The sequence below is a fragment of the Pseudolysinimonas kribbensis genome (assembly GCF_030161895.1).
GTDB lineage: Bacteria > Actinomycetota > Actinomycetes > Actinomycetales > Microbacteriaceae > Pseudolysinimonas > Pseudolysinimonas kribbensis.
This window is the reverse complement of record NZ_BSVB01000001.1, coordinates 1,061,610-1,074,226: the sequence shown is the minus strand read 5'-3', so window position 1 is coordinate 1,074,226 and position 12,617 is coordinate 1,061,610. Positions and strand designations below refer to the sequence as shown.

Annotated in this window: 9 protein-coding genes, 1 tRNA gene, 1 other RNA gene and 2 pseudogenes; 9 read left to right on the top strand and 4 right to left on the bottom strand. The window is 70.6% G+C overall.

Going from position 1 to position 12,617, the window contains the following annotated elements; all coding sequences use genetic code 11:
* Nucleotides 1-8 precede the first annotated feature (8 nt).
* From QQK35_RS05930 to QQK35_RS05920, 3 genes and pseudogenes are all read left to right on the top strand, one after another.
* Nucleotides 9-983: a 3-hydroxyacyl-CoA dehydrogenase family protein gene (locus QQK35_RS05930; protein WP_284253347.1), complete on the top strand. Its 975-nt coding sequence runs from the start codon at nt 9-11 to the stop codon at nt 981-983.
* Between the two features lie 10 nt (nt 984-993).
* Nucleotides 994-2,261: pseudogene (locus QQK35_RS05925) on the top strand (saccharopine dehydrogenase family protein).
* 55 nt (nt 2,262-2,316) lie between these two features.
* Complete coding sequence (locus QQK35_RS05920; protein WP_284253346.1) at nt 2,317-3,576, top strand: multidrug effflux MFS transporter; 1,260 nt, start codon at nt 2,317-2,319, stop codon at nt 3,574-3,576.
* A 4-nt stretch (nt 3,577-3,580) separates the two neighbouring features.
* On the opposite strand, the gene QQK35_RS05915 is transcribed toward QQK35_RS05920, so the two are convergent.
* The 3 genes from QQK35_RS05915 to ffs form a co-directional block, all read right to left on the bottom strand.
* Nucleotides 3,581-4,210, bottom strand: a complete 630-nt coding sequence (locus tag QQK35_RS05915; RefSeq protein ID WP_284253345.1) for a hypothetical protein — start codon at nt 4,208-4,210, stop codon at nt 3,581-3,583.
* 168 nt (nt 4,211-4,378) lie between these two features.
* Nucleotides 4,379-4,463 (bottom strand) — tRNA-Ser (locus tag QQK35_RS05910).
* Between the two features lie 16 nt (nt 4,464-4,479).
* Nucleotides 4,480-4,576: signal recognition particle sRNA small type (ffs, locus tag QQK35_RS05905), an RNA gene on the bottom strand.
* Between the two features lie 196 nt (nt 4,577-4,772).
* Between ffs and QQK35_RS05900 the strand changes: the two genes are divergently transcribed.
* The 6 genes and pseudogenes from QQK35_RS05900 (at nt 4,773) to QQK35_RS05875 (ending at nt 11,560) form a co-directional block, all read left to right on the top strand.
* On the top strand, nt 4,773-6,497 hold the full coding sequence (locus QQK35_RS05900; protein ID WP_284253344.1) for a choice-of-anchor G family protein: 1,725 nt from the start codon (nt 4,773-4,775) through the stop codon (nt 6,495-6,497).
* Entirely contained in the window at nt 6,497-7,267 is a 771-nt protein-coding gene (locus QQK35_RS05895; RefSeq protein ID WP_284253343.1) for a DUF5819 family protein, read from the top strand. Before QQK35_RS05900 ends, QQK35_RS05895 begins: the two co-directional genes overlap by 1 nt.
* The gene (locus QQK35_RS05890) at nt 7,257-8,324 is read left to right on the top strand and encodes an HTTM domain-containing protein (RefSeq protein ID WP_284253342.1); all 1,068 of its coding nucleotides are present in this window, start codon (nt 7,257-7,259) and stop codon (nt 8,322-8,324) included. The genes QQK35_RS05895 and QQK35_RS05890 overlap by 11 nt, the downstream gene beginning before the upstream one ends.
* A gap of 8 nt (nt 8,325-8,332) precedes the next feature.
* Nucleotides 8,333-10,479, top strand: a pseudogene (locus tag QQK35_RS05885) (DNA polymerase III subunit gamma and tau).
* The gene (gene recR, locus QQK35_RS05880) at nt 10,479-11,081 is read left to right on the top strand and encodes a recombination mediator RecR (RefSeq protein ID WP_284253341.1); all 603 of its coding nucleotides are present in this window, start codon (nt 10,479-10,481) and stop codon (nt 11,079-11,081) included. Before QQK35_RS05885 ends, recR begins: the two are co-directional and overlap by 1 nt.
* Complete coding sequence (locus QQK35_RS05875; RefSeq protein WP_284253340.1) at nt 11,078-11,560, top strand: nucleotidyltransferase domain-containing protein; 483 nt, start codon at nt 11,078-11,080, stop codon at nt 11,558-11,560. Before recR ends, QQK35_RS05875 begins: the two co-directional genes overlap by 4 nt.
* Nucleotides 11,561-11,570: 10 nt before the next feature.
* Here the strand turns inward: QQK35_RS05875 and QQK35_RS05870 are convergent, their stop codons facing one another.
* Nucleotides 11,571-12,536, bottom strand: a complete 966-nt coding sequence (locus tag QQK35_RS05870) for an IS481 family transposase (protein ID WP_284253339.1) — start codon at nt 12,534-12,536, stop codon at nt 11,571-11,573.
* Between the last annotated feature and the right edge of the window lie 81 nt (nt 12,537-12,617).

Here is a 12,617-nt window from a genome sequence, read left to right as displayed (position 1 = left end):
AGAAGAACATGCCCGAAGAGGCATACGCCGTTGTCGGCTCCGGCTACATGGGAGGCGGCATCGCCCAGGTGGTCGCGCTCGCCGGCCATCCGGTCCGGATCTCGGACGTCACGCTCGAGGTCGCGCGATCCAACCGGGAGCGCCTCATCGGCGAGGCCCGCGCCTTCGCGGCCGATGGCCTGTTCCCCGCCGACGCGGCGGACGTCATGGCGGAGCGCTTGAGCGCGCACGAGCTCGAGGACGCGGTCGCGGGGGTGCGTTTCATCGAGGAGGCGGTGCCCGAGCGGCTCGACATCAAGCTCGACACGCTGCGCCGGGTCTCCGCCGCCGCGCCGGTGGATGCGGTGATCGGCAGCAACACGTCGAGCATCCCGATCGGCACCATGGCGGAGGCCGTGAGCGGACCGGAGCGCTTCCTGGGGGTGCACTTCAGCAACCCCTCGCCGTTCATCCCCGCGGTCGAGATCATCCCGCACGCGACGACCTCGCCCGAGGCCGTCGCCTTCGCGCGCGGCGTCGTCGACTCGGTCGGCAAGGTGTCGGCGCTCGTCGCCGACAAGACCGGGTTCGTGCTGAACCGGCTGCAGTTCGCGCTCCTGAACGAGGCCGCGCGCGTCGTCGAGGAAGGCGTCGCGTCGGTCGAGGACGTGGATGCCATCATCCGCGGCACCCTCGGCTTCCGGCTGCCCTTCTTCGGCCCGTTCGCGATCGCCGACATGGCCGGCCTCGACACCTACGGCATGGTCTTCCAGCAGCTGCGCGCCGCGTACCCGGACCGTTTCCCGACCCCCGCCATGCTCCAGGAGGTCATCGACGCGGGACACTACGGCGTCTCGAAGACCGGGTCCGGCTTCCTGGAGCCGCCCGCCGGGGGCGCCGCGGAGCTCGTCGCCTACCGCAACCGTGCGTACGTCGCGATGTCGCGCCTGCTCGAGGAGCTGGGCCCCGCCCCGACCGTGTACGCGGAGGGCACAGCCCGATAGCGTCTCCCCCATGCGGATCCTCCTGGTCGGCGCCGGCGGCGTCGGCGACGCGATCGCCAAGATCGCCGCACGACGCGACTTCTTCGAGCTGCTCGTCGTGAGCGACTACGACCCGGCCCGCTCGCAGCGCACGATCGACTGGATCGCGGCGAAGCACGGCCCCGAGACCGCGGCCCGGCTGGTCGCCGCGAGGGTCGACGCCTCCGACCCCGAGAGCGTCGCCGCGCTGGCGCGGGAGCATCGGGCGACCCACGTCATGAACGCGGTCGAGCCCAAGTTCGTGCCGACGGTGTTCGCGGGGGCGCTCGCCGCCGGCGCCGACTATCTCGACATGGCGATGAGCCTCTCGGAGCCGCATCCGGAGAGCCCGTACGCGCAGACCGGCGTCAAGCTCGGCGACGACCAGTTCGAGCAGGCGCCCGACTGGGAGCAGGCGGGCTGCCTCGCCCTCGTGGGCATGGGCGTCGAGCCGGGGCTCTCGGATGTCTTCGCCCGCTACGCCGCGGACCACCTGTTCGAGAGCATCGACGAGCTCGGCACGCGCGACGGGGCGAATCTCGTCGTGCGCGACGAGGCCGGCAACGAGATCTTCGCGCCGTCGTTCTCGATCTGGACCACGATCGAGGAGTGCCTGAACCCACCGGTGGTGTGGACGAAGGAGGCCGGCTGGTACACGACGGAACCGTTCTCGGAGCCCGAGATCTTCGACTTCCCCGAGGGCATCGGTGCGGTGGAGTGCGTCAACGTCGAGCACGAGGAGGTGCTGCTCATGCCGCGCTGGCTCGACGCGAAGCGCGTGACCTTCAAGTACGGGCTCGGTGACGAGTTCATCGGCGTGCTCAAGACCCTGCACACCCTGCACCTCGACTCGGTCGCCCCGCTGCGCGTCCGCAGCGCGAACGGGCCCGTCGAGGTCGCCCCCGCGACGTCGTGGCGGCCGCGCTGCCGGATCCGGCCGCCATCGGCCCCCGCATGACGGGCAAGACCTGCGCGGGCGTGTGGGTGACGGGAACCGGACGCGACGGCGCGCCGCGGGAGGTGTACCTCTATCACGTCGCCGACAACGAGTGGACGATGCGCGAGTACGAGAGCCAGTGCGTCGTCTGGCAGACCGCGCTCAACCCGGTCATCGCACTCGAGCTCCTCTCGACCGGCGTCTGGTCGGGCGTCGGTGTGCTCGGCCCGGAGGCGTTCGATGCGCGGCCGTTCCTCGACCTGATGTCCGCGCCCGAGAGCGACGGCGGCTACGGCCAGAAATGGGGCCTGCAGGAGCGGTAGCGTAGGCGCGAGCCGCACGGCTCCATCGCCATCCTCTCCGCTCGGCAAGGACCACGTGACCACGGTCTCCCACCCGGGCGACGCGCTCTCGCGCGGCCGACGGATCCTCTACGTCGTCGCGCTCGGAGCACTCGTCGCCCTCGGGCCCTTCACCATCGACCTGTACCTGCCCTCGTTTCCACGGGTCGCCGCGGAATTCCACGCGCCCGACAGTCAGATCCAGCTCACGCTCACGGCGACGACCGTCGGCTTCGGCCTCGGGCAGCTGCTCGTCGGCCCGCTGAGCGACCGGGTCGGGCGCCGCGTGCCGCTCCTGCTCGCGACGGCGTTGCACGTCGTCGCGAGCGTCGCGGTCGCGCTCGCCCCGAGCGTGCCGCTGCTCATCGCGCTCCGCGTCGTGCAGGGCGTCGGCGCGGCGGGCGGCGGCGTCGTCGCGATGGCGATGGTGCGCGATCTGTTCGGGGGCCAGCCGCTGATCCGGATGCTGTCCCGCCTCGCGCTCGTGAGCGGGCTCGCGCCGATCCTGGCGCCCGTCATCGGATCGCAGCTGCTGGCCGTGCTCGACTGGCGCGGCGTGTTCTGGTGCCTCGCCGGGTACGGCGCCGTGATCCTGCTGACCGCGATCGTCCTGGTGCGCGAGACGCTGCCCGCCGAGTTGCGTCACATGTCGGGTCACGCGACGACGCGTCAGCGGTATGCCGCCCTCTTCCATGATCGGGTCTTCATCGGGGTCGCGTTCATCGGCGGCATGACCTTCTCGGGTGTCTTCACCTATCTCTCGGCATCGCCGTTCATCTTCCAGGACGGATACCACCTGAGCGCCCAGGAGTTCGGGCTCGTGTTCGGGATCAACTCCGTCGGGCTCGTCGTGGCGTCGCAGTCGGCGTCGCGCATCATGCGGCGGGTGGCACCGTCACGCATCCTGGTCGTCAGCCTGCCGCTGATCCTGCTGGCGGCGGGCGCGCTCGTGCTCGACGGGCTCGGCGATCCTCCGCTTCTGGCGGTCGCGATCCCGTTCTTCGTGCTCGTCACCTCTGCAGGACTCACGTTCCCCACGGTGCAGGTGCTCGCCCTCGCCGGGCATGGACGCGAAGCGGGGACGGCGGCCTCGCTGCTGGGGGCGGCGAACTTCGGCCTGGCCGGCGCGGTCTCGCCCGTGGTCGGACTGATCGGGGTGACGCCCGCGAACACCGGGATCGTCATCGCGGCGACGTCGGTGGTCGCCCTCGCCTCGCTCTGGATACTGGTGCGGCCGCTGCGGCACGGTGTCGTCAGCGACGACACCGGATCGGTCGAGGTGCCGGGCGCGGTCTGACCGCTCAGATCGCGAACGGCTCGCCGGCCAGCGCGATCGCGCCCGCCGCGACCGCGGCGACGGCGGCGAGCCCGAGCACGATCCCGACCGCGGTGACGGCCGGCCGGTTCTCGAACCAGTACGCGCTGCCCGGATACCGGCGGAAGAAGTCCTTCACGTCGATCGGCTCCGCCGTCACGGTGGTCGGCACGGGCAGGGCGGCCGCCAGCCGCACGAGGTCGCTGGCGGGCCAGAAGTTGCCGCGCATCCGGAACAGGCGACGGCCGGACGCATCGCGCACCAGCAGTTGCTGCACCGGGTTCGGCCGGAGCCCGACATAGGTGGCCACCAGGTCGACGGAGGCGATGCGCGACACCTCGACCTCGATCAGCGGACTGAAGATGCCGTTACCCCGCAGCAGGCCGCCGCGGACCTCGGCGAACACCGCGAGCTGCCGCATCCCGATCGCGATGCCGACGAGCACGATCACGATGTGCCCCGACAGCGTCGGGAGCAGCTGCCCGTGCGGGATCGCGAACCAGTAGAGGGCCCCGTACAGGGGAGAGGTCACGAGAAGCAGGGTCAGGACCGCCGTCCAGAGCAGCCCCGTCCGTGGGCGCACCCGCACGACGGGGGCGTCCGAGGGCTCCGTCATCGACGGCCCCACGTCATCGGCCCGTTTCGTCGTGAGCGGAGGATGGGGGATTCGAACCCCGGTGCGGGCGCTGTGCGAGCACCCGACACGTGGTGACGTGAGCGGAGGATGGGGGATTCGAACCCCGGTGCGGGCGCTGTGCGAGCACCCGACACGTGGTGACGTGAGCGGAGGATGGGGGATTCGAACCCCCGAGGGCTTGCACCCAACACGCTTTCCAAGCGTGCGCCATAGGCCACTAGGCGAATCCTCCTGGTTGGTCTCCCCGGAAGAGAGGACCCCCGCGCACCCGCCAGAGCCCGGTTACCCTTGCTGCGTCTCCGCCCTGGGGGAGTTGGCCTGGATGGCGCCACGCGGGGAGCCGGCTCAAGGTTAGCCCACCCGGCGCGGTGTTCGGTTGATGGTGCGATCGGATGCGAGCGATCGTTAGTTTAGTTAACTATTGAAGAATACTTTAAAACATCTGGACTCTCGGCGACGTATCACCTAGCGTGAGGAATTGTCTGGCGCCGTGTCTGGGGGTGCGCGACACGTGTGTATCCGAATCACTTGGGGGAAATCGGTGACGAATTCAGTCCTGCTCGGCAAGCCCGAGCGCAAGAAGTGGCGAGCCGCGCTCGCCGGAGTCGGCGTCGTGGCGCTCGGAATCGCGGGGGCGAGCGGCCTGGCCGCCAACGCAGCCACGCCTTCCGTGTCGCAAGGCCTCGGCCAGTTCCTCAGCGGCACGGTCGCGGGCACCGATCTGGCCAACATCGTCGAGATCACGCCGGCGAGCGCGGATAACCCGAACGGCGTCCACCCGGACGCGAACCAGCCGATCTCGGCGACGCTGCTGAACAGCATCAACGTCCCACTTCAGCTGGGCGGCACCGACCTCGGCAACCTGGGCGGCGACAACGGGATCCTGACGCTCGGCGCCGTGGCGCAGCGGGCGACCGCTCAGGACGACGGCACGGCGACGGCCGGCTCGGGTGCCGTGACGGACGAGGGTGCCATTGCCATCGACCCGAACACCGACTCCGACTTCGCCGACGCGACGCTCTCGCTCGACGGCCTGATCGGTCAGGTCAACGGGGCGAGCGACGTGCTCAGCGACCTCTCGCTGAACACCGGACACCTCGCGGCGACCGCATCGCAGGTCGGCGGCGGAGTGCCGGACAGCCACTACCTGATCAGTGACCTCGGGTTCTCGCTCGGGTCGCCGGCCGTGGGTGCGCTGTCGGATCAGCTCGACGGGGTCCTCTCGGATCTCCAGACCACGATCAACACCGCTCTGAACAACAGCCTGGATCTCGACGCCCTGGGGCTGGCGAGTCTCTCGGGCTCCGTGTCGGTCACGCTTCCCACGGTCAGCGACCTGGTCACCACGGTCCCGACCAACGGCGTGACGATCGACCTCGCCAACGGCACCATCGCCGTGGACCTCGAGGCGCTGCTGCAGTCGCAGGGGATCGACATCAACAACCTGCCGGCGAACACGAACCTGGCCGACTACACCCCGCAGATCACCGCGGGCATCGTCGCCGCCGCGCAGGCGGTGGTCCAGCAGTTCGTGACGAACCTCACGAGTGCCTCGCTCCCGATCTCCGGCAACCTGACCGCCACTCTCCTCGGCGGCGTCATCAGCGGTGGCCTCACGGTCGGCGGAACCGTTGCCGACCCGACGGTGACGACCGGGAACCCCTTGCTCGACACGGTCGTGGGTCTGCTGACCAGCGCTCTCGGCACGGCGGGCGACACCCTCCTGGGGACGCTCTCCGGCACGGTCAACACGGCGACCGGTCCCATCCTGAGTTCGCTCAATGGGCTGTTGGGCCCGGTCGTCGCCGCGGTGAACGAGGTCGTCGGCCTGACCGTCAACGTCCAGCCGGCCGTCGGCGATCTGGGTGCGGGCTCGTTCACGGTGCGCGCGCTCTCGATCGGTCTGCTTCCGGGCACGGCCCTCGGCACGATCAACCTGGCCTCCGCTTCGGTGCTGGGCACCGACGCGGCGGCGGCGGATGCCGATACCGACGCGACCGCCGCCGACGCGGACGCTGCTGACACCGACGCGGATGCCCCGAGTGACACCGACGTCGACGCGGACGCGACGGACGCGGACACCGCAGCCGACACGGCAGCCGACACGGCGGCGGACACCGCTGCCGACACGGCGGGTGACCCCGATGGCAGCCTCGCCGTCACCGGGTCGGACGACGTGACGTGGCTCGGCGGCCTGGCGCTGCTGATGCTTCTCGCTGGTGCCGGCGTCGCCGTGCTGGCCCGCCGGAAGGCCTCGCAGCACTGATGACACACACTCGCGGCGCCCGCTTCGCGGCGGGCGCCGCGGTTGTGCTCGTCGGCGTCTACGTCGCAACGAGCCTGTCCTTCTCCGATCCGGGGGCTGACCCGTTCAAGCGGGTTACCACCGGGCTGCGGTCGACCGCCAGCCCCTACTTCACGCAGAGCTGGAACGTCTTCGCGCCGAACATCCTGAAGACCAACATCGAGCTCGAGATCGCTGCGCAATGGCGTGACGGGTCCGGCCGGCTCGTGAAGAGCGGGTGGTTCTCGGCCACGAAGCTCGAGCTGGCGGATGTGGCCGGTCAGCCGTCGCCGTCACGGGCGGTCAAGCAGTCCTGGAACCTCATCCGGGCCTACAACACGCGCTTCCTCGCCCTCGATCGCGATCAGCAGGAGGTGGTGCTGAACACCTTCATCCGCCGCGTCGGCGACGACCAGTACACGGAGCGGACGGACCCGCAGCTCACGGCGCAGCTGAACTCGCTGGGGCACAACCCGGCTGCGGTGCGATCCCTTCTGCAATACGACGACGTGATGGTGCAGTACTCGACCCTGCTCGCGACCGCGTACTTCGGCCGGAAGGCGGAGCGCGTGCGCTGGCGCATCGTCTACCACCGGCCCAACGATTTCGCGCACCGCGCCTCCTCGGCCCGGCAGTTCCCGGCGGAGACGCGGGCCTTCGGCTGGCGGGAGGCCGACCAGAAGCTCGACGCCGACTCGCTCGCCGCCTTCCGCGACTTCGTCGCGCGATCGGGAGGCCGCCATGAGCACTGAGGTGGACACCGACCAGCCGGCCGGGGATGAGGCGACACCGTCGGAGCGCGAGCCCCGGGGTTTCATCGGCCGCACACTCGACACGACGCTGTCGTGGGTGCTGGGCAGCAAGCATGCGTCGTACAGCTGGGCGATGTTCCGCATCACCTACGGCGTCATCGTGCTCATCGTTCTCGCCGGCTCCTGGGCCGATCGCCAGTACCTGTGGGGCGTGGGGTCCCGCTTCATCGACCCGGTCGCCGACAACCGCGGGTATCCGTGGTTCTTCGAGGCGATCTTCATCAAGAGCAACGTCGTCGTGTTCGATGTGGCCTACTACCTGCTGGCGGCGCTGGCCGTGCTCTTCGTCATCGGGTGGAGGACGCGCTGGGTCGCACCCTTCCTCCTGCTGTTCTGGATCGGCCTCGAGGTCAACAGCACCCTGCTGACGAACGGCGGCGACACGATCATGCGGGTGACCCTCCTGTTCGCCCTGTTCGCCGACATGACGCAGCACTGGTCGCTGGACTCCTGGCTGAGGCGCCGGCGGCCGCGCAGGGCCGCGGTCGCGTCGTCCTGGGCGCCGGCGTGGGCCGGCAATCTGCTGCACAACACGGCGCTGGTGCTGTGTCTGTGGCAGATCCTCCTCGTGTACGCGACCTCGGCGCTCCTGAAGTTCCAGGGATTGGAGTGGAAGAACGGCACCGCGACCTACTACTCGTTGGTGCTCGACGTGTTCCGCCCGTACCCGTGGCTCAGCCAGCTCGTGACCGCCTGGGATGTGCCGGTCCACCTCCTCACCTACGCCACCATGGGCCTGCAGCTGCTGTTCCCGGTGTTCCTGGTCTGGCGCCCGACGAGGATCGTCGCGCTCATCGGTGTCACCGGCGTCCATCTGGGCATCGGCCTGTTCCTCGGGCTGTGGCCCTTCTCGCTCGCGATGATCGCCGTCGACTTCCTGTTCGTGCGCGACGAGACCTGGCGCTGGTTCATCGGGCTCGTGCGTCCGTATCTCGCGCGTCTGCGGAGCCGGCTGCCCGTGGGATCCCGCCCGGCCGCCGTCGGCGCGCCCGACTAGCCTGAGGGGTGGTCACCGCCCTCTACCGTCGCTACCGACCGGAGACGTTCGCGGAGCTGATCGGGCAGAGCCAGGTGACCGAGCCGCTGCGCACCGCGCTGCGCACCGACCGGGTCAATCACGCCTATCTGTTCTCCGGTCCGCGCGGCTGCGGCAAGACGACGTCGGCACGCATCCTCGCGCGCTGCCTCAACTGCGCCCAGGGGCCGACCGACACCCCGTGCGGCGTCTGCGCCTCGTGTGTCGAGCTCGGGCGCGACGGCGGCGGGTCGCTGGATGTCGTGGAGATCGACGCGGCGTCGCACAACGGCGTCGACGACGCCCGCGACCTCCGCGAAAGGGCGGTGTTCGCGCCCGCGCGCGACCGGTACAAGATCTTCATCCTCGACGAGGCGCACATGGTGACGCCGCAGGGCTTCAATGCACTGCTGAAGATCGTCGAAGAACCGCCGGAGCACGTGAAGTTCATCTTCGCGACGACCGAGCCCGAGAAGGTCATCGGCACCATCCGCTCGCGCACGCACCACTACCCGTTCCGGCTCGTGCCGCCGGCCCAGATGCTCGAATACCTGCAGCGGCTCTGCGAGTCGGAGAGCGTCGAGGTGCAGCCCGGCGTGCTCCCGCTCGTGGTGCGCGCCGGGGAGGGTCGGTGCGCGACACGCTCTCGCTGCTCGACCAGCTCATCGCCGGCTCCGAGGGCAGCACCGTCGAGTACGAGCGCGCCGTCGGGTTGCTCGGCTACACGCACGCCGCGCTGCTCGACGAGGTGGTCGACGCCATCGGCGCCGCCGACGCCCCCGCCGCGTTCGGCGCGATCGACCGCGTCATCCAGACGGGCCAGGATCCGCGTCGGTTCGTCGAGGACCTGCTCGAGCGCCTGCGCGACCTCATCGTCGTGGCGGCGACCCGCGACGGTGCGGGGGCGGTGCTGCGCGGCGTACCGCAGGACGAGATCGACCGGATGGGCGTGCAGGCCACCGCGTTCGGCGGCGCCGAGTTGTCGCGCGCCGCCGACGTCGCCAATACGGCCCTGACCGAGATGACGGGCGCCACCTCGCCGCGACTGCATCTGGAGCTCATGATCGCGCGGCTGCTCGTCCCGGCCGCCGATGACACGGACCGTGGCGCACTCGCCCGTCTGGAGCGTCTCGAGCGCCGCGTGGGCATCGAGGGCGCGGAGCAGCCGCGCGCCGAGCGGCCGGGAGGTGAGCGACCGCGGGTCGAGGAGCGCCCGGCGCGGCCGGACGCGTCCCGGAATCCCGCCGAGAGCCCTCGTCCCGATGGCGATCCCGTGGAGGCGGTCGCCGACTCCGGTTCCACGGCGCAGGCGCCCCGGGGCGTCGTCTCCGAAGCGGAGCCGCCGCCGGTGACCCTGCAGCAGCTCCGCGACGCCTGGCCCGAGATCCTCGAGGTGGTGCAGAGGGCGAGCCGCGGTTCCTGGCTCGTCGTCTACACCGCGACGCCGCGCGCGCTCGACGACGACGTCCTGACGCTCGGCTTCCGCAGTCAGAACGACGTCGCGGGATTCCGACCGCGCCCCGGCGCGACCGAGAGCGTCAGCGAGCACTTGCGCTCCGCGATCGCCGACGTGCTCGGCCTCCGGGTGAAGTTCCTCCCGCGGGTCGAGGACGGTGCCGACGCGGCTTCGGCACGTGCTGCCGAGCCGACGGCGCCCGACGTCCCGGAAGGCGACGCCCGGGAGGCCGACGCCCCCGAGACCGCGACGCCGCGGGAGGCCGCTTCGGAGACGGACGTGCGGGAGCCTGAGGTGCAGGAGCCGGAGGTGCAGGAGCCCGAGGCGTCCGCGCCCCCGAAGGCTCAGATCGACGCCGACGGCTGGGCGGTCGTGTCGATCCCGGCGTCCTACGACGACGAGCCGGCGGCCGCGCCCCCGGCGGGTCCCTCCGCCGCACCGCGTCCCGCCCCGGCGTCGACGACGGCATCCCGTTCCGCCGAGCCCGCTGCCGCCGACGCGGGCGCGCGCCGCACCGGATCCCGCCCGGCCACGTCCGGCAACCGCTACGGCGAGGCCGTGGTCCGTGAGCTCCTCAAGGCGGAGTTCATCGAGGAGCAGCAGCTCGCACCGCGCGACGCGCCGGTCACGTTCGACGTCGCGCCCGACGACGTGCCGCCGGTCGCCGAGGAAGACCGCTAGTGGCGTACGAGGGCATCGTCCAGGAGCTGATCGACGAGCTCGGCCGCCTGCCCGGCATCGGACCCAAGTCGGCGCAGCGCATCGCGTTCCACATCCTGCAGACCGAGAGCTTCGACACGACGCGGCTCGCGCAGATCCTCATGGAGGTGCGCGACAAGGTGCACTTCTGCGCGATCTGCGGCAACGTCGCCGAGCAGGAGACCTGCTCGATCTGCCGCGACCCGCGACGCGCGCAGAACGTCATCTGCGTCGTGGAGGAGGCGAAGGACGTGGCCGCCATCGAGCGTACGCGCGAGTTCCGCGGGCTCTATCACGTGCTCGGCGGCGCGCTCAGCCCGATCGACGGGATCGGCCCGAACGACCTCCGGTTCGCGCAGCTGATGAAGCGGCTGGCCGACGGCAGCGTCGACGAGGTCATCATCGCGACCGACCCCAACCTCGAGGGCGAGGCGACCGCGACCTACCTGTCGCGTCTGCTCGTGCAGCCGGGGCTGACGGTCACGCGCCTCGCGTCCGGCCTCCCGGTCGGCGGAGACCTCGAGTATGCGGACGAGGTGACGCTCGGGCGCGCCTTCGAGGGCCGTCGCGTCGTCGAGGCGTGACCGAGGCCGAGGTGCTGCGGGTGCTCGCCGCCCTCGACGGGCTCGGCGTGCACGTCGACGGCGGCTGGGGCGTCGACGCGCTCCTCGGCCGCCAGACGCGGCAGCACGGCGACCTCGACCTCGCGGTCCCGATCGCGAGCGAGGAGCGGATGGAGTCGGCCCTGGTGGCGCTGGGCTACCGTGCGCAACCGGGTCACCCGGAGCACAATCCCGTCTTCGCGTCGCCCGACGGAGCCGTCGACGTGCACCTGTACGAGTTCGCCGGCGATGAGCCGGAGGCGTTGATCGGCATCGCCTATCCGCGCGCCAGCCTGACCGGGCGCGGCCGCATCGGCGGCGTCGAGGTCGACTGCATCGCGGCCGAGTGGGTGATCCCGTTCCATTCCGGGTATCCGCTCGACGCCGACGACCTCGCCGACGTCCGTGCGGTCGCGGAGGCGTTCGGGCTCGACCTCCTGCCGGAGCAGCGGGAGCTCTAGATGTACCGGGTCAGCACTTTGGTGTCAGTCGGCTGATCGGGGGTTGGCCGTTGAGGGCTGAGTGGCGTCGTTCAGTGTTGTAGTGCTCGAGCCAGGGGTCAAGCGCGGCGGATCGTTCGTCGTTCGAGGTGAAGGGCTGTCGGTAGGCCCACTCGGTCTGCAGGGTGCGGTTGAAGCGCTCGACCTTGCCGTTTTGCCAAGGGCAGTGCGGTCGGATGAACACCTGCCGGATGTTCCGGGCCGCGCAGAGTTCCCGTAGTGACCAGCGGTAGGCCCAGGCGTTGTCGGTCATCAGCCGCTCGACACGGGTGATGCCGTGAGCGGCGAAGTGGTCCAGGGCGCGGGCCAGGAACGCGGCGCAGGTCTGCCCACGTTCGTCGGGGTGGATCTCGGAGTAGGCCAGGCGGCTGTGATCGTCGACGAGGGAGTGGACGTAGTCGTAACCGGTGCCGTTCTTCCGGTCTCTGTGGTCGCCCGCGCCGCGCCCCAGAGCTCTCCAGCCGCCGCCGTCCGGGATGCGGCCGAGCTTCTTCACGTCCATGTGGACCAGCTCGCCGGGCCGTTCCCGCTCGTAGCGCATGGCGGTCTGCTTCGAGGAGCGGATCACCTGCCCGGTCATCGGGTCCAGCGCCGCCAGAGGCGGCAGACCGTGCCGGGCGATCACCCGGGACACCGTCCGAGGTGCGATGCCCGTGCGCGCGGCGATCTCGTCGCGGCCGAGCTGCTCGGTCGTGCGCAGCTCGACGATCACCGCCTCCGCGGACGCCGGCAACCGACTGGGCGAGGTCCGAGGCCGTGTCGAGCGATCGTGCAACCCGGCGTCGCCTTCAACGGCGAACCGGGCCAGCCAGTAGCGGACGGTCTTGCGGGAGCAGCCCATCGCCGCAGCAATATGAGCTTGCGCCCAGCCAGCTTCGCGGCGGCGGACGATCAGCAGCCGACCGTGAAACGTCAGATGCGCATTAGCGTGAGACACAAGGACCTCCGTGTGGTCGTAGAGACGTCAGACATCTCCACTAAGCCCGGAGGTCCTCCCGTTTCACAAGACCCGCAACGG